Source organism: Kitasatospora sp. NPDC057595 (assembly GCF_042800875.1).
Lineage (GTDB): Bacteria > Actinomycetota > Actinomycetes > Streptomycetales > Streptomycetaceae > Kitasatospora.
The window spans coordinates 452,020-473,787 of the sequence record NZ_JBHVGL010000003.1; the positions used below are offsets into that span (position 1 = coordinate 452,020).

General features: G+C 74.7%; 22 protein-coding genes. 4 read left to right on the forward strand and 18 right to left on the reverse strand.

What is annotated here, in order from left to right:
• Positions 1-141: 141 nt before the first annotated feature.
• The 16 genes from hypE to ACFU9E_RS08215 all read right to left on the reverse strand — a co-directional run bounded on the left by hypE (position 142) and on the right by ACFU9E_RS08215 (position 15,187).
• Positions 142-1,131 carry a hydrogenase expression/formation protein HypE gene (gene hypE, locus ACFU9E_RS08140; protein ID WP_380679774.1) on the reverse strand — a complete coding sequence of 330 codons (990 nt, stop codon included), beginning with the start codon at positions 1,129-1,131 and terminating at the stop codon, positions 142-144.
• A gap of 112 nt (positions 1,132-1,243) precedes the next feature.
• On the reverse strand, positions 1,244-2,368 hold the full coding sequence (hypD, locus tag ACFU9E_RS08145) for a hydrogenase formation protein HypD (protein WP_380679759.1): 1,125 nt from the start codon (positions 2,366-2,368) through the stop codon (positions 1,244-1,246).
• Positions 2,365-2,655 (reverse strand): HypC/HybG/HupF family hydrogenase formation chaperone, encoded by a 291-nt coding sequence (locus tag ACFU9E_RS08150; RefSeq protein ID WP_355363177.1) that lies wholly within the window; start codon positions 2,653-2,655, stop codon positions 2,365-2,367. The genes hypD and ACFU9E_RS08150 overlap by 4 nt, the downstream gene beginning before the upstream one ends.
• Positions 2,656-2,723: 68 nt before the next feature.
• The gene (gene hypF, locus ACFU9E_RS08155) at positions 2,724-5,045 is read right to left on the reverse strand and encodes a carbamoyltransferase HypF (RefSeq protein ID WP_380679763.1); all 2,322 of its coding nucleotides are present in this window, start codon (positions 5,043-5,045) and stop codon (positions 2,724-2,726) included.
• Complete coding sequence (gene hypB / locus ACFU9E_RS08160) at positions 5,042-5,836, reverse strand: hydrogenase nickel incorporation protein HypB (protein WP_380679766.1); 795 nt, start codon at positions 5,834-5,836, stop codon at positions 5,042-5,044. The genes hypF and hypB overlap by 4 nt, the downstream gene beginning before the upstream one ends.
• A 5-nt stretch (positions 5,837-5,841) precedes the next feature.
• Entirely contained in the window at positions 5,842-6,231 is a 390-nt protein-coding gene (hypA, locus tag ACFU9E_RS08165; RefSeq protein WP_380679777.1) for a hydrogenase maturation nickel metallochaperone HypA, read from the reverse strand.
• A 118-nt stretch (positions 6,232-6,349) separates the two neighbouring features.
• On the reverse strand, positions 6,350-6,451 hold the full coding sequence (locus ACFU9E_RS08170; RefSeq protein WP_380688230.1) for a DUF6893 family small protein: 102 nt from the start codon (positions 6,449-6,451) through the stop codon (positions 6,350-6,352).
• Complete coding sequence (locus ACFU9E_RS08175; RefSeq protein ID WP_380688228.1) at positions 6,448-6,939, reverse strand: hydrogenase maturation protease; 492 nt, start codon at positions 6,937-6,939, stop codon at positions 6,448-6,450. The genes ACFU9E_RS08170 and ACFU9E_RS08175 overlap by 4 nt, the downstream gene beginning before the upstream one ends.
• A gap of 44 nt (positions 6,940-6,983) precedes the next feature.
• On the reverse strand, positions 6,984-8,357 hold the full coding sequence (locus ACFU9E_RS08180) for a hypothetical protein (protein ID WP_380688226.1): 1,374 nt from the start codon (positions 8,355-8,357) through the stop codon (positions 6,984-6,986).
• The gene (locus ACFU9E_RS08185) at positions 8,354-8,998 is read right to left on the reverse strand and encodes a DUF6084 family protein (RefSeq protein WP_380688224.1); all 645 of its coding nucleotides are present in this window, start codon (positions 8,996-8,998) and stop codon (positions 8,354-8,356) included. Before ACFU9E_RS08185 ends, ACFU9E_RS08180 begins: the two co-directional genes overlap by 4 nt.
• Positions 8,995-9,642, reverse strand: coding sequence for a DUF5947 family protein (locus ACFU9E_RS08190; protein ID WP_380688222.1), 648 nt, complete (start codon positions 9,640-9,642; stop codon positions 8,995-8,997). Before ACFU9E_RS08190 ends, ACFU9E_RS08185 begins: the two co-directional genes overlap by 4 nt.
• Complete coding sequence (locus ACFU9E_RS08195; RefSeq protein WP_380688220.1) at positions 9,639-10,121, reverse strand: thioredoxin; 483 nt, start codon at positions 10,119-10,121, stop codon at positions 9,639-9,641. Before ACFU9E_RS08195 ends, ACFU9E_RS08190 begins: the two co-directional genes overlap by 4 nt.
• Positions 10,118-11,902: a nickel-dependent hydrogenase large subunit gene (locus ACFU9E_RS08200; RefSeq protein WP_380688218.1), complete on the reverse strand. Its 1,785-nt coding sequence runs from the start codon at positions 11,900-11,902 to the stop codon at positions 10,118-10,120. Before ACFU9E_RS08200 ends, ACFU9E_RS08195 begins: the two co-directional genes overlap by 4 nt.
• Positions 11,903-11,981: 79 nt before the next feature.
• Positions 11,982-13,037, reverse strand: a complete 1,056-nt coding sequence (locus ACFU9E_RS08205; RefSeq protein ID WP_355363157.1) for a hydrogenase expression protein HypE — start codon at positions 13,035-13,037, stop codon at positions 11,982-11,984.
• Between the two features lie 132 nt (positions 13,038-13,169).
• On the reverse strand, positions 13,170-14,867 hold the full coding sequence (locus ACFU9E_RS08210; RefSeq protein WP_380689302.1) for a hydrogenase maturation protein: 1,698 nt from the start codon (positions 14,865-14,867) through the stop codon (positions 13,170-13,172).
• A 125-nt stretch (positions 14,868-14,992) separates the two neighbouring features.
• A complete protein-coding gene (locus ACFU9E_RS08215) occupies positions 14,993-15,187 on the reverse strand; it encodes a hypothetical protein (protein ID WP_380689304.1) in 195 nt (64 codons plus the stop codon).
• A gap of 227 nt (positions 15,188-15,414) precedes the next feature.
• On the opposite strand from ACFU9E_RS08215, the gene ACFU9E_RS08220 reads away from it, so the two are divergent.
• Both ACFU9E_RS08220 and ACFU9E_RS08225 read left to right on the forward strand, forming a co-directional pair.
• A complete protein-coding gene (locus ACFU9E_RS08220) occupies positions 15,415-15,774 on the forward strand; it encodes a hypothetical protein (RefSeq protein ID WP_380689306.1) in 360 nt (119 codons plus the stop codon).
• A gap of 363 nt (positions 15,775-16,137) precedes the next feature.
• Entirely contained in the window at positions 16,138-16,605 is a 468-nt protein-coding gene (locus ACFU9E_RS08225; RefSeq protein ID WP_380714849.1) for an SsgA family sporulation/cell division regulator, read from the forward strand.
• A 49-nt stretch (positions 16,606-16,654) separates the two neighbouring features.
• Here the strand turns inward: ACFU9E_RS08225 and ACFU9E_RS08230 are convergent, their stop codons facing one another.
• Positions 16,655-18,283, reverse strand: coding sequence for a tannase/feruloyl esterase family alpha/beta hydrolase (locus ACFU9E_RS08230; RefSeq protein ID WP_380688952.1), 1,629 nt, complete (start codon positions 18,281-18,283; stop codon positions 16,655-16,657).
• 374 nt (positions 18,284-18,657) lie between these two features.
• On the opposite strand from ACFU9E_RS08230, the gene ACFU9E_RS08235 reads away from it, so the two are divergent.
• Positions 18,658-20,382: an ABC-F family ATP-binding cassette domain-containing protein gene (locus tag ACFU9E_RS08235; protein WP_380688950.1), complete on the forward strand. Its 1,725-nt coding sequence runs from the start codon at positions 18,658-18,660 to the stop codon at positions 20,380-20,382.
• Between the two features lie 42 nt (positions 20,383-20,424).
• Positions 20,425-20,985: a CGNR zinc finger domain-containing protein gene (locus ACFU9E_RS08240; RefSeq protein ID WP_380688948.1), complete on the forward strand. Its 561-nt coding sequence runs from the start codon at positions 20,425-20,427 to the stop codon at positions 20,983-20,985.
• 158 nt (positions 20,986-21,143) lie between these two features.
• Here the strand turns inward: ACFU9E_RS08240 and ACFU9E_RS08245 are convergent, their stop codons facing one another.
• A complete protein-coding gene (locus ACFU9E_RS08245) occupies positions 21,144-21,572 on the reverse strand; it encodes an Ohr family peroxiredoxin (RefSeq protein ID WP_380714851.1) in 429 nt (142 codons plus the stop codon).
• Between the last annotated feature and the right edge of the window lie 196 nt (positions 21,573-21,768).

A 21,768-nucleotide genomic window follows, 5' to 3' on the forward strand; every position in this document is an offset into this window, starting at 1 on the left:
ACCCGCACCCCGTCCCGGGCATGCGGTCCGCGACGAACACGTGACCGGAAGTGACGCTACCCCGACCACCGTTCGTGGGCGACCGGACAGCGTGAGGCCCCGGCGGACGGGTGCGCCGTCCACCGGGGCCCGCCCTGCCGCCTAACAGATCCTCGGCAGCTGCTCCCCCATCGGCAGGTCGACCACCCGGGTGCCGCCGAACGCCGTCCGGGCGACGACCGTGCCGGGGTGCTCGGCCACGCACTCGCCGATCACCGCCGCGCCCGTGCCCAGCGGGTGGGCCCGCAGGGCCGCGAGCACCGCGTCCGCCTCCGCGCGCGGTACGAAGGCCACCAGCTTGCCCTCGTTGGCGACGTACATCGGGTCCAGGCCCAGCACGGCGCAGGCGTTGGCCACCTCGGGCGGCACGGGGACGGCGCGCTCGTTCACCACCACGCCCACGCCGGCCGCCGCCGCGATCTCGTTGAGCGCCGCGCCCAGCCCGCCCCGGGTGGGGTCGCGCAGCACGTGCAGGTCCGGGGTGACCGCCAGCATCGCCTCGACCAGCCCGCCGAGCGCCGCGCAGTCGCTCTCGATCGCGACCCCGAACTCCAGGCCCTCGCGCACGCTCATGATCGCCACGCCGTGCAGCCCGATGTCCCCGCTGACGATCACCACGTCGCCGGGCACCGCCCGCTGCGGCCGGATGTCCACGCCCGCCGGGAGGAGCCCGATGCCGGCGGTGTTCAGGTAGACGCCGTCGCCGCGGCCGGCCTCGACCACCTTGGTGTCCCCGGTGACGACCTCCACCCCGGCCGCCCGGGCGGCGGCGCCGAGCGCGCGGGCCACCCGGTCCACCACCGCCATCTCCACCCCCTCCTCCAGGATGAAGCCGCAGGACAGGTAGGCGGGCCGCGCCCCGCTCATGGCGAGGTCGTTGACGGTGCCGTTGACGGCCAGGTCGCCGATGCTGCCGCCGGGGAAGAACAGCGGCCGCACGACGTAGGAGTCGGTGGAGAACGCGAGCCGGGCGCCGCCGAGTTCGAGCACGGCGGAGTCGGCGAGGCCGGCCAGCGTCCGGCCGCCGTAGGCGGGGGCGAACACGCCCGCCACCAGTTCGGCGGAGAGCGCCCCGCCGCCGCCGTGCCCCATCACCACCCGGGGGTGGTCGCGCAGCGGCAGCGGACAGCTCCACCCGGAGAGGTCGGGCGCGGCGGACCGCTCGGCCGGCGTCCCCGCCGGGTTCTCCGTCAGGATCTCGGTGTCAGCCAACGGGGCTCTCCTCCCGGGAAGCGCCCGGCGCGCCCAGCCGCCGGTAGAGGTAGTAGGCGGCGCAGGCCCCCTCGCTGGACACCATGGTCGCGCCGAGCGGGTTGCGCGGAGTGCAGACGGTGCCGAAGGCCTCGCACCGGTCCGGCTTGAGCAGCCCCTGCAGCACCTCGCCGCTGCGGCACTGCTCGGGCTCACGGGTGGTGATCCCGGAGACGTCGAAGCGGTACTCGGCGTCGTGGTCGCGGTAGCGCGGTGAGAGCCGCCACCCGCTGTCCGGAATGACGCCGATTCCCCGCCAGGCCCGGTCGGCCACCTCGAAGACGTCCGCCAGCATGGCCCGGGCCGCCGGGTTCCCCTCCGGGCGGACGGCCCGCGGGTAGGCGTTCTCGACGGTGTGCTCACCGCGCTCCAGCTGCCGCACGGTGCGCCGGATCCCCTCCAGGATGTCCAGCGGTTCGAAGCCGGTGACCACGATCGGCACCCGGTGGCGCTCGGCCAGCGCCGGGTACTCCTCGATGCCCATCACGCTGCACACGTGCCCGGCGGCGAGGAAGGCCTGCACCCGGCATTCCGGCGCGTTCATGATGGCCTCGACCGCCGGGGGCACCCGTACGTGCGAGACCAGCATGCTGAAGTTGCGCACGCCCTGCTTCCTCGCCTGGTGGACGGCCATGGCGTTCGGCGGGGCGGTGGTCTCGAAGCCGATGCCGAAGAACACCACCTCACGGTCCGGGTTCTCCCTGGCGATCCGCAGCGCGTCCAGCGGCGAGTAGACCACCCGGACGTCCCCGCCCTCGCCGCGGACCCGGAACAGGTCACGGTCGGTGCCCGGCACCCGCAGCATGTCGCCGAAGGAGCAGAAGATCACCCCGGGCCGGGAGGCGATGGCCAGCGCCCGGTCGATCACCTCCAGCGGGGTCACGCACACCGGGCAGCCCGGCCCGTGGATCAATTCCACCCCTTCGGGCAGCAGTTGGTCGATCCCGTGCCGGATGATGCTGTGCGTCTGCCCGCCGCACACCTCCATCAGCGCCCACGGCCGGGTCACCGCCGCCCGGATGTCGGCGAGCAGTCCGCCCGCCAGCTCCGGGTTCTGGAACTCCTCCAGGTACCTCAATTCCGCTCCTCCGTTCCGGCCGGCCCGGCCGCCGCCTCCCACGGGTCGCCGAACTCCTCCTGCAACAGGCCGAGTTCGGCGAAGAGGTCGAGGGTCCGGCGGGCCGACTCCTCGTCCAGGCGCTGCAGCGCGAACCCCACGTGCACGATGGCGTACTCACCCACCGCCAGGTCGGGCAGGTACTCCAGACAGACGTCCTTGACGACGCCGCCGAAGTCGACGACCGCCATCCGCGTGCCGTCCCGTTCCGCGATCTCCATCACCCTGCCGGGCACCGCCAGGCACATGCGCGCTCTCTCCCATCGACTCTCGACTCTCGACTCGGCTCTCGACTCGCCACTCTCACTCGCAACTCTCAAGCGACGTACGGGCCGTCGGCCCGGGCCGCCACCATCAGCTGACCGAGCGCCAGCCCACCGTCGTTGGGCGGAACCCGGCGGTGGCGCAGCACGGTGAACCCGTCGGCCCGCAGGCCCCGGCCGCAGTCGGCGGAGAGCAGCGCGTTGGCGAAGACCCCGCCGGTCAGCGCGACCGTCTCCGGTCCGCCCTCCGCCCGGGCGGCCCGGCACATGGCACGGACCAGATCGGCCACCGCGGCGTGGAAGCGGGCGGCGACCAGGCCGGCGGAGGCCCCGGCGACGAGGTCGGCGACCGCCGCCGCCAGCACCGGCCCGGGGTCGCCCACCAGCACGCCGCACTCACGGCGCAGCGCGAAGGCGTACCCGTCGGCCGGTCCGTGCCCCAGGGCCGCCGCCTCCAGCTCGACCGCCGCCTGCGCCTCGTACCCGGCCAGCTGGCAGACCCCGGCCAGCGAGGACACCGCGTCGAACAGCCGCCCCATGCTGGAGGTCGGAACACAGTTCAGCGAACGCTCCAACTGTCGTTCGAGCACGGCCAGTTCATCGGTCGGACAGTTCCGGACGGCGGGCAGGTCGGCCGCCCACGGCAGGCCGGCGGCCCACAGATGGGCGAGCGCCATCCGGTACGGGCGGCGCACCGCCGCGTCGCCGCCCGGCAGCGGTACGTACGCCAGCCGGCCGAACCGGCGGAAGCCGTCGTAGTCGGCGAGCAGCACCTCGCCGCCCCACACCGCGCCGTCGTCGCCGTAGCCGGTGCCGTCGAACGCGACACCGATGACCGGGCGGCGGCCGTCGAGTCCGTGCTCGGCCATGGCCGAGGCGACGTGCGCGTGGTGGTGCTGCACCGTCCGCACCTGCGCCGCCGGGTGGGTGCGCCGGGCGTGCCGGGCGGAGCGGTAGCCGGGGTGGCGGTCCACCGCCAGCACCTCCGGGCGGACGGCGGTGACGGCCCCCAGCTGCGCCGCCGCGCGGTCGAAGGCGCCCAGCGTGGCGAGGTCGTCCATGTCCCCGATGTGGCCGGACAGCCAGGCGTAGCCGCCCTCGGCCAGCGCGAAGGTGTTCTTCAGGTCGCCGCCGGCGGCCAGCGCGGGCCGGACCGGTACGGGGAGCGGCAGCGGCAGCGGCGCGTAGCCGCGCGAGCGCCGCAGCGGCAGCTGTTCCCCGTCGACCACCCGCACCACCGAGTCCTCGCAGGGGACGTGGATGGTCCGGTCGTGGGTCAGCCAGGCGTCGACCAGCGGGGCGAGCCGGGTGAGGGCCTCCCGGTCGTCGGTCACGATGGGCTCGCCGGACAGGTTGGCGCTGGTCATCACCAGCAGCCCGGGCCCGGGCGGGGCGAGCAGCAGGTGGTGCAGCGGGGTGTAGGGCAGCATGACGCCGAGGTCGGGGCTGCCGGGCGCGACGGCCTCCAGCGCCCGCCCCGAACGGCGCAGCAGCACGATCGGCCGGGCCGGGCCGGTGAGCAGTTCCTCCTCGACCGGGCCCGGCCGGACCAGGTCGGCGATCTCCGCGAGGTCCCGGGCCATCAGGGCGAAGGGCTTGGCGCCGCGCCGCTTGCGCAGGCGCAGCCGGGTGACGCTCTCCTCGTTCCGCGCGTCGCAGGCCAGGTGGTAGCCGCCGAGGCCCTTGACGGCGAGGACGGCCCCCTCGCGCAGCAGCCGGCGGGCCCCGTCGAGGGCGGCCTCGCGCTCGACGTCCGGCCGGCCGGGGACGGTGAGGGCCAGCCGGGGCCCGCAGGCGTGGCAGCAGACCGGCTGGGCGTGGAAGCGCCGGTCGGCGGGGTCGGTGTACTCCCGGGTGCAGTCGGGGCAGAGCGCGAAGCCGGCCATGGTGGTGTTGGCCCGGTCGTAGGGCAGGCCGGTGACGATGGTGTGGCGCGGGCCGCAGTTGGTGCAGCTGATGAACGGGTGGCGGTGGCGGCGGTCGCCCGGGTCGGCGAGTTCGGCGAGGCAGTCGGCGCAGGTGGCGGTGTCCGGCGGCACCAGGGTCCGGCGCGGGCCGTCGCCGCGGGAGGGGGTGATGGCGAAGCCGCGGGCGCCGGTGGCGGGCAGGGGCGTGTGCTCGACGGCGGCGACCAGGGCGAGCGGCGGCGCGTCGCCCGCGACGCGGCGGCAGAACGCCTCGACCGCCGCGCGCTCCCCCTCGACCTCGGCCAGGACGCCCTCGCCGGTGTTGGTGACGGTGCCGGCGAGTCCCAGCTCGGTGGCGAGCGCGAAGACGAAGGGCCGGAAGCCGACGCCCTGGACGAGCCCGCTGACGGCCACCCGGCGCCGCTCCCGGCCCGCCGGTGCCGGTGCCGGTGCCGGAGCCGGTGTCACGACGTCTCCGCGACCGCGTGCTCGTGGTCGTGGTCGTCCTCGTGCGGATGCGCGTGCGGGTGGGTGTGCCCGTGCCCGTTCCCGTGCGTGTGCCCGTGCAACGGCGCGCCCGCCATCACCGGCCGGTGGACCGGCGCGCCGTCCAGCACCGCGAGGGCCCGCTCCAGCAGTTCCCCCACCCCCTGCCCGGTGCGGGCCGAGGTGCGGACCACCTCCACGCCGGGGTTGACCCGCGCGACGGCGGCCAGGAACGCCGCCTCGTCGAACTCCACCGCCGCCGCCAGATCCGCCTTGGTCACCAGCACCAGGTTGGCCAGCCCGAACGCCGTCGGGTACTTGAGCGGCTTGTCCTCCCCCTCGGTGACCGAGGCGAGCACCACCCGCAGCGACTCGCCCAGGTCGTAGGAGGCCGGGCAGACCAGGTTGCCGACGTTCTCCACGAACAGCAGCCGCGTCCCCGCGGGGAGCCAGCCGGCCAGCTGCCCGGTGAGCATCCCGGTCTCCAGGTGGCAGAGCCCGTCGGTGAGCACCTGCTTCACCGGCACGCCCGAACGGGCGAGGCGCACCGCGTCGTTCTCCGTCGCGAGGTCGGCGGTGAGCGCCGCGACGGCGATCCCGCGCTCCCGGGCCAGCCCCAGTTCGGCCTCCAGCAGCGCCGTCTTCCCGCTGCCCGGGCTGGAGAGCAGGTTCACCACGACGGTGCCCCGGGCGAGCAGCCGGGCGCGCAGCTCACGCGCCCCCTCGTCGTTCCGGGCGAGGACCGCCTGCCGGAGTTCCACCGAGCGACACATGGGTTTCAGCCTTCCTGTCCGGCACCGGCCCCGGCGCCCGGCGGGCGTCCGGCCCACTCGACGCCGAGGATCTGGAGTTCGCGGCCCGCCAGCAGCTCGACCCGGCCGCCGGCGGCGCAGTGCGGGCAGCCGAGGTCGGGCGGCATGCCGACGGCCCACTCACCCGCGCAGGGCAGGCACCTGGCCCGCGCGGGAACCGCCTCGGTCTCCAGCACCGCGCCCTCCACCAGCGTTCCGGCGCAGGCCAGTTCGAAGCAGAAGTCGAGGGCCGCGGGCACCACCCCGGCCAGCTCGCCGACCTGGAGACGCACCCGCGCGACCGCGTCCGCGCCGTGCGCGCGCGCCGCGGCGTCCACCTGCTCGACGACGGCCGTCGCGATCGACATCTCGTGCATGGGGCCCCGTTCCCGCCGTGGGAGGCAACAGGCCTCATTACAGGCCGCGGCGGCGGCAGCGGCCCGAAGCCGCGCCGCCGCCGCGCCCGGGACTACACCGGACGCACCAACACCCGGCTCACATCCGGCGGATGCGCAGATAGCGCTTCAGGTCGTCCAGGTTCTGCACGACCAGCGCCACGACGGTGGCCAGGACGGCCAGGCACAGCAGCTTCCTCATGACGGTGAAACCTCTCTCTTGGCCAGTTCCCGGGCACCGACGGTCCGCAGGACCAGCCGGACCGCCTCCTCGACGGCGGCGGCCACCGGTGCGCTCAGTCCGATCCCCTCCTCCAGCGACGCCGGCTCGCACCCCACCACGAGGACCCGGGCGGGCGGGGAGCCGCCCGTGCCGGCGGCCAGCGTGCCGAGCAGCGCGAGCACGGCGTCCGGGCCCATCCGGTGCCCGTCCAGCACGGGCGCCTCCACCGGTCCGGCGTCCGCCTCGATGAGGTAGACCGTGCCCGGCTCGCCGCCGCGGGCGGTGGCGTCGACGAGCACCAGCATCCGGTAGCCGTCCAGGAGTTGGTAGGCCAGGTGGACCCCGCGCACGCCGACGTCGAGCAGTTCGACGTCGGGCGGCAGCGGGTGCTCGCGCAGCCGCCGCACGGTCTCCACGCCGAAGCCGTCGTCGCCGAGGAAGATGTTGCCGACCCCGGCGACCAGCACCTTTCCTCCTCTCGCCGTTCCCTCCGTTCCCTCCGGCCCCTCCCTCACGGCGCCTCCAGCGGGGTGATCTCGTCGGGCTGGAAGTACCGGAAGCGGCCCTGGGCCCGCCACAGGTCGGCGCCGGGGTCGTCCTCCAGGGTGACCGCCAGGTGCACCGAGCCGTCGACGTCGTGCAGCACGGCCTCCACCAGGGCGGTCCGGCCGTCCAGGAAGAGGTCCTGGGCGTCGGTGCGCCGCCGTCCGGGCCGCAGCAGGACGCGGCTGCCGGCGCCGACCTCGCGGCCGTCGACCAGCACCCTGTCCCGGTCCGGGTCCACCTCGGGGTCGTCGCCCGGGTCCCACCAGGGCCGGTCGGGCGCGTTGCCGGTGATCGCGCGCAGGCCGCGCACGGCGCCGTGCAGCCGCTCCAGCACCTCGGGGGGCATCGAATCGGCGAGGTCGATCACCGCGCCGGCCCGGTCGTCGGTGCCCCGGGCCTCCCGCTTCTCGCGGTCCGTCAGGGCGGCGGTGCGCAGCGCGAGGATCTCGTCGATCTCGGTGGCGTCGTAGAGGGCGCCGGGGCTCTCGGGGGCGACGGCCGGGTGGTCCTCCAGGATGATCGGCGAGGAGAGCACCACCCGGTCGCGGCCGGGCGGGCCGGCCAGCACCGGCCAGGTGTGCTCGTTGCGGCAGGACGCCACGGCCGCCCGGGCCCATTCGGGCGGGTCGGTCGGCGACAGGAAGGAGCCGTGGTCGAGCCCCAGCAGCAGGTGCGCCGAGACCAGCGAGCGCGCCAGCGCCGTGTCCCGCCCGTCCTCGGGCCGCGGCGCCCAGTCGGTGGTGTTCTCCACCACGGCGGTCAGCAGCCGCACCCCGTACGGTCCGGGCACGTCCCGGGCGGTCAGCCGCAGCAGTCCGTCGGTCCGCTCCCAGCGGCGCAGCAGCCGGCCGACGGTGACGCCGTCCACGCGCAGCCGCTCCACCTCCCGGCCGGCCGGGAGGTGGAAGGGCCGGACCACCTCGCCGGCCAACTCCTCCACCCCGACGACGAGTTCGACGCGGTCCTCGACGCCCTCGTCCCACGGCACCAGGACCCGGTCGGCGAGCTCCAGCTCCTCGACCTCCTCGTAGCCGGCGCCGCGGGTGGCCCGCTCGACGGTGCGCCGCCGTGCCCGCAGGAAGCGCAGTTCGACGGCCAGCCGGTCCCCGGGGCGCGGTTCCATGAGGCATTCGGTGCGCTGGTGGAAGTGCTCGCCGCGGTCCGCGCCGTAGCCCGGCGGGACGAGGACGCCGAACTGCCAGCGCAGCCGGTTCTTGGCCGCGGAGGCCCGGTAGGGGTAGAGCACGTAGCCCTCGAACAGGACGGCGTCGGCGATCTGCCGGGCCTGGGCGAACCTGGCCTCGACCTCGGGGGTGAAGGCGGTGGCGGGGGCGGTCACCGGGCCGCCTCCCCGACCTCGGCGCCGGCCAGCAGTTCGCGCACGGTGGCCTCCCAGGACGGCAGGGCGCGGCGCGAGCGGTAGGCGAGCAGCTCGTCCATCACGTCCTCGGACAGCCGCAGCCAGCCGCAGCCAGGGAAGTGCCGGTCGATCGCCTCGCGCCACACCCGCACGGGCATCCGCACGGTGGCCTCGCGGTCCCAGGGCACCGGGGAGACCTGGAATCCGCCGGGGCCGGCGAAGGCGGTGCCGGAGAACAGCAGCAGCAGCGGGACCTCGCCGTCGCCCAGGGCCCGCAGGTAGCGGGCGGCGGCGACGTCCTGGTCGTAGCTGCAGGGGACGGGCAGGTCGAGTTCGGTCCAGCCGGTGAAGCCGGGGACCATCAGCGGCACCTGGGCGAACTCGATCGGGTTGAGGCTGGTGCCCCAGCGCGAGCGTTCGCCGAACAGGTCGGTGAGCCGCCGGGCCTGCGCCTCGTCGTAGCCGCGCCGGGCGGGCTCGATGCGCAGCTGGCAACGGAGCGCCAGGGCGTGCACCCGGGTCTCGGGCGGGGCGGTGATCCGTAGCCGGAAGAGCAGGGTCGGCCCGGCGGCGTGTTCGGCGGCCCGGACGGCGGTGCAGGAGAAGGCGAGCGGGGTCATCCGGGTCCGTCCTCTCCCAGCGGCCGGGCCCGGCCGGCGAGCCGGGCGAAGAAGGCGTCGAGTTCGGCCCTGGCCTCGGCCCCGCCGTCGAACCCCTTCCAGCAGCGCCGCAGCCGGCCGACCAGTTCGTAGCAGGTGTCGATGGGCACCAGCAGGCAGTGGATCCCCGTGTCGGTGCGGCGCAGCAGCAGCGCCTCCACGTCGGGTTCCATCGCGGCGGCGAGCCGGCTGCCGCCGAGGGCGCTCCGCCAGGCGGCCTCGTCGGGTTCGCTCTCGGTGGCGCCGCCGGGGCCGGGGTAGAGCAGGACGAGCCGGTCCTGGCGGGAGTTGCGGAACAGGAAGGCGGTGCCGACCGGGATGCCGAAGGCGGCCCACGCCCGCTCGTCGATCCGGTGGCCGGTCTCGGCGAGGTGGCGGTCGGGCACGTGCCGGTAGCGTCCGCCGGCCGCGGCGGGCCGGCGGAACAGCAGTCCGCAGGCGGTGCAGACGCAGGTGAGGGTCTGCTCCTCGGTGTCCACCAGGTGCCGGTGCGACGGGGGGACGCCCTGGCCGCAGAAGGCGCAGCGCTCGGGCTGCGGCGGGGCTGGCTCGCGCAGCCGGTGCAGCAGGGCGGTGCCGGGGCGGGCGAGTCGGCGGGTGCTCACCGGGCGGCCTCCGCCGGGGTGTCCGGGCGGGTGCCGATCCGCAGGAACTGCGGCGCGCGTTCGAACACCGTGCTGGTCACCTCGGGCGCGTGGCAGGCGAGCACGGCCTCGACGTCCTCCTCGGAGCAGCCGCAGCCGCCGCGGGTGCGGCGCAGCCGGACGGTGCCGGTGGCGGGGTCGAAGCCGGCCAGCTCGACGGGTTCGGGCAGCGCGGCCAGCGCCCGGGCGATCCGGGTCCCGGTGTCCTCGGGGTGCAGCTCGTGCAGGACGAGCAGTCCGGCGACCGCCGGGTCGTCCAGCAGCGCGGCGAGCGCGGGCCCGGGCAGCGCGGCGACGATCCGGGCGAGGCCGTCGTGGTAGAAGTCCATGAGGTCGCGCACCAGTTGTTCGCCGGCCTGCCGGCCGTCGCCGTCGCCACCGAGCCCCTCCAGCCGGTCCAGGGCCTCCTGGACGCGCTGCCCGGTCTGTTCCGCCGTCATGCGGTGAGCCCGCTCAGGCCGGTGGGCACGTGCAGCTGCTGCACGGTCCGGCCGCCGCCGACGTACATGTGCACGCCGCAGGGCAGACAGGGGTCGAAGCTGCGGACGGCCCGCATGATGTCGATGCCCTTGAAGTTCTCCGGCGGGTTCTCCTCGAAGATCGGCGTGTTCTGCACGGCGTCCTCGTAGGGCCCGGGCGTGCCGTGGCTGTCGCGCACGCTGGCGTTCCACGGGGTGGGCGGGTACGGGTGGTAGTTGGCGATCTTGCCGTCGCGGATCACCATGTGGTGCGACAGGACGCCGCGCACGGCCTCGGTGAAGCCGCAGCCGATGGACTCGTCGGGCACCTCGAAGCGCTCCCAGGTCTGGCTGCGCCCGGCGCGGACCTCGTCCAGCGCCTTCTCGGCGAAGTGCAGGGCGCAGGCGGCCGCGTAGGCCTGGAAGTAGGTCCGGGCGCGGTTGCGCTCGATGGCGTTGCTCCACTGCGGGATCTTCCACTCGAAGGTGGTCTCCGGCTTGGTCATCGAGCGCGGCAGGTTGATCTTCACGCTGTGCCCGGTGGCCTTGACGTAGCCGATGTCGACCAGCCCGGAGAGCGCGGTGGACCACAGGCGGGCGATCGGCCCGCCGCCGGTGTCCAGGGCGAGGTGCTCGGTGCCGTCGAACCAGCGCGGGGACATCACCCAGCTGTACTTGCCGTCGAAGTCGCGCTTCTGCGGGGCGGGGATGGTGTGCTGGTTCCAGGGGTGGCGGGGGTCGACCGGGTTGCCGAGCGGGTCGTGGGTGACGAAGAGCTCCTCGCCCTGCCAGTCCTGGTAGTAGGAGCTGCCGAGCAGGATGCGGATGCCGAGGTTGATCCGGGTGAGGTCGTTGGTGACCAGCTTGCCGTCGACCACGACGCCGGGGGTGACGAACATCCGCCGGCCCCAGTCGGTCATGTTGCGGTAGGTGAAGTCGCAGTGGTCGGGGTCGTTGAGGCTGCCCCAGCAGCCGAGCAGGACGCGCCGCCGGCCGACCTCCTCGTAGCCGGGCAGGGCCTCGTAGAAGAAGTCGAAGAGGTCGTCGTGCAGCGGCACGACCTTCTTCATGAACTCCACGTAGCGCATCAGCCGGGTCAGGTAGTCGGTGAACAGCTGGACGGTGGCCACCGTGCCGACGCCGCCCGGGTAGAGCGTGGAGGGGTGCACATGGCGGCCCTCCATCAGGCAGAACATCTCCCGGGTGTAGCGGCTGACCTGGAGCGCCTCGCGGTAGAACTCGCCCTCGATGGGGTTGAGCGAGCGCATGATGTCGGCGATGGTGCGGTAGCCGTGGTCGCCGGCGTGCGGGGCCTCGGTGCGCTCGGCGAGCTCCAGCACGCCGGGGTTGGTCTCGCGGACCATCTTCTCGCAGTAGTCGACCCCGACCAGGTTCTCCTGGAAGATGTTGTGGTCGAACATGTACTCGGCGGCCTCGCCGAGGTTGATGATCCACTCGCCGAGGTGCGGGGGCTTCACGCCGTACGCCATGTTCTGGGCGTAGACCGAGCAGGTGGCGTGGTTGTCGCCGCAGATGCCGCAGATCCGGCTGGTGATGAAGTGCGCGTCGCGCGGGTCCTTGCCCCGCATGAAGACGCTGTAGCCGCGGAAGACCGAGGAGGTGCTGTAGCACTCCGCGACCTTCTTCTGCTTGAAGTCGATCTTCGTGTGGATGCCCAGGCTGCCCACGATCCGGGTGATCGGGTCCCAGGACATCTCCACCAGGCCACTGCCGTCCCCGGCCGCCCTGCTCGTCGCTGTCATCGTGTCTGTCGTGCCCTTCTGGAGGCGGGAGGGGATGGACGGCGGGGCCGCCGCGCACACGGCGCGGCGGCCCGTCCGGTCACCGCGGTGGGCGGTAGCCGGTGGTCAGGGTGCGCCCCTTGTGGCGCCACCTGGGTTCCTTGTCCAGCGTGTCGAGGGTGATCCCGCGCAGCCGGCGGATCACCGAGCCGTAGGTCCGGCTGGCCCGGGTGGACACCGTCGAGCCGGGCGGCGGGTCCATGAACGGCATGAACTTGTCGGGGAAGCCGGGCATCGTGCAGGCGATGCAGATGCCGCCGACGTTCGGACAGCCGCCGACACCGTTGATCCAGCCGCGCTTGGGGACGTTGCACTTGACGACCGGCCCCCAGCAGCCGAGCCGCACCAGGCACTCCGGCCGGCCGTACTCGGTGGCGAACTGGCCCTGCTCGTAGTAGCCGCCGCGGTCGCAGCCCTCGTGCACGGTGGCGCCGAACAGCCAGGTCGGCCGCAGCTTGTCGTCCAGCGGGATCATCGGCGCGGAGCCGGCCAGCTGGTAGAGCAGGTAGGTCAGGGTCTCGGCGAAGTTGTCGGGCTGGATGGGACAGCCGGGCACGCAGACGATCGGCAGGCCCGCCTTGGACTTCCACTCCCATCCGAGGTAGTCCGGCACGCCCATGGCGCCGGTCGGGTTGCCCTCCATGGCGTGGATGCCGCCGTAGGTGGCGCAGGTGCCGATCGCGACCACGGCGGTGGCCTTGGGGGCGAGCCGGTCCAGCCACTCACTGGTGGTGATCGGCTGGCCGGTGGCCGGATCGTCGCCGAAGCCGCACCAGTAGCCCTCCTCCTTGATCTGCTCGTTCGGGATGGAACCCTCGACGACCAGGACGAACGGGTCGAGCTCGCCGCGGTCCGCCTTGAAGAACCACTCGACGAAGTTGTCGGCGCCCTGCACCGGACCGCACTCGAAGTCGATCAGTGGCCAGTGCACGGCGACCTTCGGCAGACCCGGAAGGGCCCCGGTGACGATCTCCTCGATGCTCGGCTGCATGGCGGCGGTCAGCGCGACCGAGTCGCCGTCGCAGCTGAGGCCCGCGTTGATCCAGAGAATGTGCACCACGCCGGTGTCGGTGGCGCTCGTTGCTGCAGCACCCATGAGGATGCCTCCTCGGAACTGGGAGCCGGACGGAATGGCTCAGAACCGTCATAACAGCCCCCGGCCCGTCCCGCCGGTCCACGCGGCCGGGCGGAGCAGCCGGACGGCCGCGATCCGGATGGGCCGTCCGGGTCACGCCATCGCGGCGGGGGCGGGCAGTTTCCGCACGAAGGCGGCGCGCAGCGCGTGGTACGGCGCCTCGGGGTCGAAGAACTGGCGGTGCATCACGGCCAGTTCCGCCGTACGGTGGTCGGCGAGCGGCCGGCTGCGCTCGTCGGCCTCGCGGGCGGCCTTCTTGGCGGCGATCCGGCCGTGCACGGTCGGCGAGGCGGCGGTCAGCCGCGCCAGGCGGGCGGCCTCGGGCCCGAACTCCTGCGGGGTGCAGGCGAGGACGCGGTCGACCAGCCCGATCCGCAGGGCGGCGGCGCTGCTCACCGGCCGCGCCCGTTCGGTGAGCCGGCGGGCCTGCGCCGCGCCCACCCGGCGCGGCAGGGTGTAGGTCCAGTACTCCGAGCCGTGCAGGCCCATCAGCCGGTAGTGCGGGTTGAGCACGGCGCCCCGGCGGCACCACACCTCGTCGGCCGCCAGGGCCAGCATCACCCCGCCGGCCGCGGCGTTCCCACCGAGGGCGGCGACCACCAGGCGGTCGGTGGTGGTGAGGACCGCCTCGACCAGGTCGTCGATGGCGTTGATGTTGGCCCAGGACTCGGCCGCGGGGTCGGCGGCCGCCTCGATCACGTTCAGGTGGATGCCGTTGGAGAAGAAGTCGCGGCCGCCGCCGAGCACCAGCACCGCGGTCGGCCGGGTGAGCGCGAAGCGGTAGGCGTCGAGCAGGCGGCGGCAGTGCGCGGTGCTCATCGCGCCGCCGGGGAAGGAGAACCGCAGCAGGCCGACCGGTCCCCGCTCGGTGTAGCGGATGTCGGACCAGACCGGGTCGTCCTCGGCGGGCATCAGCGGCGCGGGCACCTCCGGCAGCCGGGGCAGGGCCGGCGGGCCGGACGCGGCCGCGGCGAGGGCGGTGACGGCGGGCAGCTTGAAGGTGGCGGGCCCGCCCGGGGTGCGGCGCCGGCGCAGCTCGGGGATCCACACCGCGCCGTCGGCGGTCGCCCGGCACAGCGCGCCGGCCCGGGTGGCCAGCGGCTCACCGGGGCGCCCGCGCAGTGCCCGCTCCGGGTGGCCGCCGTGCAGGTACCACTCGGCGCCGAGCAGCTCGTCCAGCACGCCGGGCCGGGAGTCGGCGGCGCGGAGCTTGCGCAGCACGGTGTCGGTGCTGTCGTGCGCCCAGTCGATCCGCCGCACCTCCTGGCGCAGGTAGGGGCGGGTGCGGTCGGGCACCCGCCACTCGGGGCCGCTCTGCGGGCGGGGGGTGTGGGTGCCGGAGGCGAACCGCCGCACGGCGCGCAGCACCGCCTCGACGGCGGCGTCGGCGACCTCGCCCCGGTACAGGTCGCTCTTGGCGACGGGCGGCAGCGGGCAGGGCTCCGAGGCCCAGACCGGGCCGGCGTCCATCACCTCGTCGGCCTGCAGCACCGTCACGCCCCACTCGGCGGCCCCCTCGTGGATCGCCCAGTCGAGGGCGGACGGACCCCGGTCGCCGGGCGGGCCGGGGTGCACGATCAGGCAGGTGACGGCGGACCAGACGTCGCGGGGCAGCGCCGTCGTGAGCATCGGCGCGACCACCAGGTCCGGGGCGTGGCGCCGCACCGCCGCCCGCAGCGCCCCGTCGTCCCCGGCCAGGTGGACCTCCACCGGGTGACGCAGGTCCCGCAGCGCGGCGTGGACCCGCTGGGTGAGGCTGTTGTACGCGCTCGCGACGAGCAGGATCCGCATGTGCGCCTCCGGCGGCGTGGGCACCCGTGAACCCGGCGATCATCTCCCCGGCCCGCGGGGCACCCGGCCGCGCCGCTCCGCCGGGTCACCCGGGCGGCGGGCGGCACCGGGGGCGCGGCAGGCCACTACAGGCCGAAGTCGACGGCCAGGCAGTTGTAGAACCTGAAGGAGCCGTCCGGGTCGTACCCGGGGCCCGACCCCGCGCCCGGTTCGGGCGCCACCTCCTCGGTCATGTCCTCGAAGCGGATGCGCTCCGGGAGCCTGCCGAAGCGGGCGAGCCTCGCCTCGGCGTCGGGGTCGTCGATGTGTTCGCCGCTCATGACACCCTCCAATCTCTCCGGTCCCGGGGACCATCCCGGGTTCTTCCCCCATTCGTCACCTGTCAATCAGGTGATGATGTTGAAACTTGTCCGATTCTCCACTCACCCGCGACTGATCATCCGTGCCAGGCTCTGCTTCCACCGGCCACGATCGGCCGGCGCGAGGACCGGCCGGCCCGACGCCCGGCGGCATCGCGTCACCCGTCGAAGGGAAAAGGTGGTTCCGCATGTTGATCCCCCGAGCGACGCTCCGCACCACGGCCGCGGCCGCGGCGATGACCGCGGCCCTGGTCGGCCTCGGCGCCGGGTCGGCGAACGCCGCCGGATGGCCGCCCCTGCAGGAGGGCGGCTACCTCTACACGGGCGCCAACGGCACGGGGGCGGTGACCACGGTCGACCTGGGCGACCTCGGCACCTGCCACACCCTGGCCACGCCCGTCCGCTCGGTCCAGGTCGTCAACGGCGCCGCCTCGGTGGTGCTGTACACCGGGGCGGGCTGCACCGGCGCCCACCCGCTGGCCACCGGCTCACTCGCCCGGAGCAACCTCCTCAACCCGGCCCTGAGCTACCGGGTGGTCCCCGCCTGACGAGGCCCGCCCCCTCCCGGCCGCCGTGGCCCGTCCGGAACAGCCCCACTCGGACGGGCCACGGCGGCCGCGTTCCCGGGCCGGCACCCTGATGCGGGGCGAGCGTCACCGGCTTGACCCATGACGGGATCAACCCTGACTCAAGGGCCGCCGTGGATCGGGGAGGCCCGCGGGTCGAACCGGTCGGGGTGCTCGCGGCGCAGTTCGAGAGCCGCCCGGCGCAGCGCCGCGGCCGCGTCGCCCGGCGGCCCGGGCGCGGATGACCGGTCCCGGCACCGACCGTCAATTGACCGATGTGCGGACGGCACTCCCCGGCGAAGGCTGGGGCCACACGTTCCGTCACCACCGAGGGGTACGCCAGACATGGACCGTGACGCTTCGCCACCGCGAGCGCACCCGGCACCCGGGCCGGTGCCCGCGCTGCGACTCGCCGTCGACCGGATGCTCGACGAGTTCACCCGGCTGCCCGGGCGGGCGGAGTTCCGCTTCGACCCGGCCACGCCGGCCGTGGTCACCGTGGAGTTCCCGGCCGGGCACGGGCCGGGGGTCGTCCGGCGGATCGGCCGTGAGCTGCTGTACCGCGGCCTGGCCACGATGAGCGGCTGCGGCGGCGTCCGGATGTGGCCCACGCAGCGCGAGGAGCGGCCGTCGTCCTGGCTGCTCCTGGAATCGCCGGAGCTGGAGGCCCTGTTCGAGCTGCCGGCCGGGCCGCTGGCGGGGTGGCTCGACGCCACCTACCGCGCCGTCCCGACCGGGGCGGAGCCGGACGGCCTGGACTGGGACGCCTTCCTGGCGGAGCTGCTGGACGGTCCCGGGAGGCCGTCCGGCTGAACCGGAGCGGCCCGCACCCCGGGGTGCGGGCCGCTCCGGTCGGGGGCGGTCAGGAGCGGGTCGGCAGGACGCAGCGGAAGCTGTTCGCGGCGGCCGGGTCGCCGTGGCCGGTGTAGCGGGACACCCGGGGGTAGCGGCACAGGTCGCGGGCGACGCTGCGACCGGTGGCGTCGACCAGGGTGGCCGGCAGGATCGCGGGGGCCTTGCCCTGCTCGACCCAGGCCCGCAGCGCGCCGAGGTCGTCGACGGTGCCCGCGCCCTTGTTGAGGCCGCAGTGCGGGGTGCCCGGGGCGAGGAAGAGCCGGTAGAAGTCGTCCACCCGCTTGGCGCCGCCCATCGTCCGCTCGACCTGGCGGCGGTAGTCGACGGTGCCCTGGGTGGGGATGAACTCGTCGGCCTGGCCGTGCCAGCTCAGCAGCTTGCCTCCGGAGGCGCGGAAGGCGGACAGGTCGGGGTCGTCGCTGCCGATGATGCTGCCGTACTCGGCCCGCGACTGCGCGAAGAGCTGCTCGAACCGGCCGTAGGTCAGCGTCGAGACGTCGAAGGCCGGCTGCTTCTCCAGCCAGTTGGCGACCCAGGCCTGCGGCACCGGGAACGGCGCGCCCTTGACCTGGCCGGCGGCGTCGGGCGGGGTGGTGCCGGCCAGGCCCGTCAGCCGGGCGACGACCGGGACACCGGACCACAGCTTGCGGCCGGACGCGGTGCGCGGGCCGTCCCAGATCTTGCGCACCACGGCCGCGTCGGCGGCGGTGACGGTCAGCTCCCGGCCCTCGCACAGCACCTTGGCGCCGATCAGCCGGCGCGGGTCGAACTCGCACCGCGCCGCGTCGTTGACCAGGCCGTCCACGGCGCCGTCCAGCGGGTCGCAGGCCTTGACGGCGGCATCGGTGAAGGCCTTGAAGGTGCAGGCGGAGGGGTAGGTCCGCTCGTTGTTCATGACCACCTGCGGCCAGAGGGTGGCGACCTCGAACTCGTCCCAGTGCACGGCGGGCGCGTTGGCGAGGATGCCGTCGAAGTCGTCGGGGTAGCGCTGCGCCTCCAGGTAGCCCTGGCGGCCGCCGGTGGAACAGCCGTTGAAGTAGGAGTAGGCGGCGGCGCTGCCGTAGCCGGCGGCGACGACCTGCTTGCCGACGAGCGCGGCCTCGTGCTGGGAGCGGGAGGCGAGGTTCTCCAGCAGGGCGCCGTTCACCCGGCCCTCGGCGTCCAGGGCCCAGGAGACGTCGACGACGTCGCCCAGCCCGGCGTCGGTGGTGGTCGCGGCGTAGCCGTTCTTGACCGCGCCGGCCAGGCCGACTCCGTTGTCCCCGGCCGCGTAGGCGCTGCCGCCGAGCGCCTGGAAGCGACCGTTCCAGCCGGTGACGGGAAGCCAGGTCTGGATCCTCGCGTGGTCGTCGGCGTCCGGGTGGGTGAGGGTGACGGTCACCTCGCAGAAGGCCGGTACTCCGGTGACCGTGCCGCCCAGGATGCCGCCGCCCTGGACGGTTCCGCCCTCCCGGCGGACAGCCGTGACGGACTCCACCCGGGTGCCGTCGGGGGCCCGAACGGCGGCCTGCACCGCGGCCGGTGCGCAGGCGAAGGTCGCGGGGACACCGCTCGCGGCCTGCGCCGACGCCATCGGCAGGCCCACCGCCGCGGCCAGCGGCAGCCCTGCGGCGAGGACGGTCAGGAAGCGCTTCATGGGGTTCCTCCAGGAATGGGGCGCGGCGGGTCCGCACGGCCTCGGTCGGACCGATCCGACTCCGTCACCGGTTCAACCGGTGACGACTCTGACACGGTCGCCGACGGGCTGTCAACGGGACGGCCCGGCGCCCGCCTTGGCCGCCGGGCGGTGTCCGGGGCGCCTGCTACGCTCCAGGTGGCCAGGACCGGTGATCGAGGAGCGGCAGACGTGGCGGGTGACGACGACATCTCCGGGTGAGACCCGGAGTTGACGGCCACCGGCCGGCGCGTGGAAGCGCCAGCGGAGTGGTCCGTTCCGTCGTGCCCCTCTCCACGCCCGCCCAGGGCCGCGGTGGTCCGTCCCGCTGCCCGTAGCCGTCCCGAGGCTCCCCCGTGTCCCAGCACGTCCAGCACGTCCAGCACACCCGGCGCACCCGGTCGACCGGTTCCCCCCGGCCCGCCCTGCTCGCCCACGACCTCGTCCGCAACCTGGCGGGCCGGCGCGTCCTCGACGGCGTCCACCTGACCGCCTCCCCCGGCCAGCGCATCGGCCTGATCGGGGAGAACGGCGCCGGCAAGTCCACCCTGCTGCGGCTGCTCGCCGGCGTGGACGAACCCGACGCGGGACGCGTCTCGCGCCCCGCCGACCTCGGCTTCCTGCACCAGGAGCTGCCCTTCGACGCCGACGCGACGATCGCCGCCGTGCTCGATGACGCCCTGCGCGAGGCCCGCGCCGACCTCGCCGAACTCGACCGGCTCGGCGAGGAGCTGGCCCGCGTCCCGGAGGACTCCCCCGACCACCCGGACCTCCTCGACGCCTACGGCCGCCGCCTGGAGCAGGCGCAGCACCGGGAGTCCTGGGACGCCGACCGGCGCGCGTCACTGGTGCTGGCGGGCCTCGGCCTCGACGGGCTCGCCCACGACCGCCGTCTCGGCTCGCTCTCCGGGGGCCTGCGCGGCCGGCTCGCGCTGGCCGCGCTGCTGGTGCGCCGCCCGTCGGCGCTGCTGCTGGACGAGCCGACCAACCACCTGGACGACGAGGCCGCCGCCTTCCTGGAGGACCAACTGCGCACGCTGCCGGGCGCGATGGTGGCCGCCAGCCACGACCGGGCGTTCCTCGACGCCGTCTGCACCCACCTGGTCGACCTCGATCCGGCGGTGGACGGACCGGTCCGGCACGGCGGCGGCTACAGCTCCTACCTGGCGGCCCGGCGCGCCGAACGGGAGCGCTGGGAGCGGCGGTACGCCGAGGAGCAGCTGGAGCTCGCGGAGCTGCGGGAGGCGGCCGGCGTCACCGCGCACCGGGTCGCACCGGACCGGGGACGGCGCGACAACGAGAAGATGGGCTACGGCCACCGGGCGGGCCGGGTGCAGAACCAGATCTCCCGCCGGGTGCGCGACGCCGCGCGCCGGCTGGAGGAGCTGGAGCGCACGCGGGTCGCCGAACCGCCGCGCCCGCTGCGGTTCGCGGCCCCGGCCCTGACCGCGGACGCCCCTGCCGACGTCACGGACGAGCCGGACGCCACCGGGCACCCGGAGCCCCTGGTGACGCTGCGGGAGGTCCGGGTGCCGGGACGGCTCGCACCGACCACCCTGGAAGTGCCGACCGGCGACCGGCTGCTGGTGACCGGCGGCAACGGGGTGGGCAAGTCGACGCTGCTCGCCGTGCTCGCCGGGCGGCTCGCCGCCGAGGGCGAGGTCCTCCGACGACCCCGGCTCACGATGGGACTGCTCACCCAGGACACCGTGTTCGAGCGGCCGGACCGCTCGGTGCGCGACACCTACCTCTCGGCGCTGGGGGCCGCGCGGGCCGAGCGGGTGCCGCTGGAGTCGCTCGGCCTGCTGCACGCCGCGGACCTGGACAAGCCGGTCGGCCGGCTCTCCGTCGGCCAGCGCCGACGGCTCGCGCTGGCGCTGCTGGTGGCTCGCCCGCCGCAGCTGCTCCTGCTCGACGAACCCACCAACCACCTCTCTCCGCAGCTGTGCGACGAACTGGAGGAGGCCCTGGGCGGCGGTCCGGGCGCGGTCGTGGTGGCCGGGCACGACCGCTGGCTGCGCCGGCGGTGGCGGGGCCGGGAACTCCGGCTGGGGCCCGGGGCGGCGCCCTGGGTGCGCTGACCCGTCCTTGCGCCCCCTGGAGTCACCTGTCAGCATGGTGATGTGAATCTCGACCATGTCTTCGTGTGCGGAAACCCGGCCCTGGACTTCGCGGGCACTCTGCGCGCCCGGCGCACGATCCGGTTCGAGATGTTCGTGACCCCGGAGCGGCTGAACGCCTGGTACCTGGAGTGCGGCCTCGTGGACACGATCACGCCCGGCGACGAGCGCGACGTCAGGGAGGCCAGGACGGTGCGCGAGGCGGTCTACCGGCTGGTCACCAACCGCGTCGCCGGGGAGGAGTTCGACCGCGAGGCGCTGGCCGTGCTCAACGGCGCGGCCCGCAGGACCCCGGTGACGCCTCAGCTCACGGTGGCCGGGCGGCACAACGAGGCGACCCCGGAGCAGGCGCTGGCCACCGTCGCCCGGCACGCGGTCGACCTCCTCAGCGGCCCCGACGTGCCGCTGATGAAGGAGTGCGGCAACCCCGAGTGCACCCGGATCTACATCGACCGCTCCCGGGGCATGCGGCGCCAGTGGTGCGGCATGGAGTCCTGCGGCAACAAGATCAAGGCCGCGGCCTACCGCGCACGGAAGAAGACCGCTCCGGCCGGGCTGCACTGAAGCCCGCCCCGAAGCCCGCCGTTGAGCCGCCCTTGAGCCCGCCCTGACGGCGGTGCCCCTGGGCGCGCGGGCCGATCACGGCCCGCGGCGGACGACAAGGGCGCGGGCCCCGTGCCGGGGGACGGACACGGGACCCGCTGTCAGGTGGCTCGGGACGGTCAGGCGGCGGCCCGGGCGTTGATGGTCACCGGGATGTTGTCGCGGGTCGCCCTGGAGTACGGGCAGGTCCGGTGGGCGGCCCGCGCCAGCTCCTCGGCGGTGGCCTGGTCCACTCCGCCGAGCACCGGGTTGAGGACCGCGGAGAGGCCGAACTCGCCGTCGTCGCCGTGGGTGAGCGTGATCTCGGCGGTGATGGCGGTGCTGGTGAGCCGGATGCCGCGGGCGCCGGCGGCGAGCCGCAGGGCGCCGAGGAAGCAGGCGGCCCAGCCGGCCGCCAGCAGCTGCTCCGGGTTGGTCGCGGTGCCGGCGCCACCGAACTCCTTCGGGATGGCGAGGCCGGTCTCCAGCAGACCGTCCGAGGAGCGGACCCGACCGCCGTTGCGGCCCTCCCCGTCGACGTCGACAACGGCCGTGTAGCTGACTGCCATGACTGGTGCTCCCCATCTGGATCGTGTGACGTCCGACCGCCCCGGCCCGGCCGGACCTTCTTTCCGTCACCGGTTGAGGCGGTGACGTAAGCATGGCAGCCGCTTGCGTCACCAGTCAAGACGGTGACGCAAGCGGAGTGACGGCCCGTCCGGTGACCCGGCGCCGAACGCGCGACGACCCGGCCGCGGGGTGCGC

Coding starts and splice junctions, on each gene's coding strand:
- ACFU9E_RS08210 (WP_380689302.1), bottom strand. CDS start 14,867: ATGCGGATCCTGCTCGTCGCGAGCGCGTACAACAGCCTCACCCAGCGG.
- ACFU9E_RS08220 (WP_380689306.1), top strand. CDS start 15,415: ATGTTGATCCCCCGAGCGACGCTCCGCACCACGGCCGCGGCCGCGGCG.
- hypA (WP_380679777.1), bottom strand. CDS start 6,231: ATGCACGAGATGTCGATCGCGACGGCCGTCGTCGAGCAGGTGGACGCC.
- ACFU9E_RS08150 (WP_355363177.1), bottom strand. CDS start 2,655: ATGTGCCTGGCGGTGCCCGGCAGGGTGATGGAGATCGCGGAACGGGAC.
- ACFU9E_RS08185 (WP_380688224.1), bottom strand. CDS start 8,998: ATGACCCCGCTCGCCTTCTCCTGCACCGCCGTCCGGGCCGCCGAACAC.
- ACFU9E_RS08170 (WP_380688230.1), bottom strand. CDS start 6,451: ATGAGGAAGCTGCTGTGCCTGGCCGTCCTGGCCACCGTCGTGGCGCTG.
- hypB (WP_380679766.1), bottom strand. CDS start 5,836: ATGTGTCGCTCGGTGGAACTCCGGCAGGCGGTCCTCGCCCGGAACGAC.
- ACFU9E_RS08195 (WP_380688220.1), bottom strand. CDS start 10,121: ATGACGGCGGAACAGACCGGGCAGCGCGTCCAGGAGGCCCTGGACCGG.
- ACFU9E_RS08225 (WP_380714849.1), top strand. CDS start 16,138: ATGGACCGTGACGCTTCGCCACCGCGAGCGCACCCGGCACCCGGGCCG.
- hypE (WP_380679774.1), bottom strand. CDS start 1,131: ATGGGGCACGGCGGCGGCGGGGCGCTCTCCGCCGAACTGGTGGCGGGC.
- ACFU9E_RS08205 (WP_355363157.1), bottom strand. CDS start 13,037: ATGGGTGCTGCAGCAACGAGCGCCACCGACACCGGCGTGGTGCACATT.
- ACFU9E_RS08245 (WP_380714851.1), bottom strand. CDS start 21,572: ATGGCAGTCAGCTACACGGCCGTTGTCGACGTCGACGGGGAGGGCCGC.
- ACFU9E_RS08215 (WP_380689304.1), bottom strand. CDS start 15,187: ATGAGCGGCGAACACATCGACGACCCCGACGCCGAGGCGAGGCTCGCC.
- ACFU9E_RS08230 (WP_380688952.1), bottom strand. CDS start 18,283: ATGAAGCGCTTCCTGACCGTCCTCGCCGCAGGGCTGCCGCTGGCCGCG.
- ACFU9E_RS08200 (WP_380688218.1), bottom strand. CDS start 11,902: ATGACAGCGACGAGCAGGGCGGCCGGGGACGGCAGTGGCCTGGTGGAG.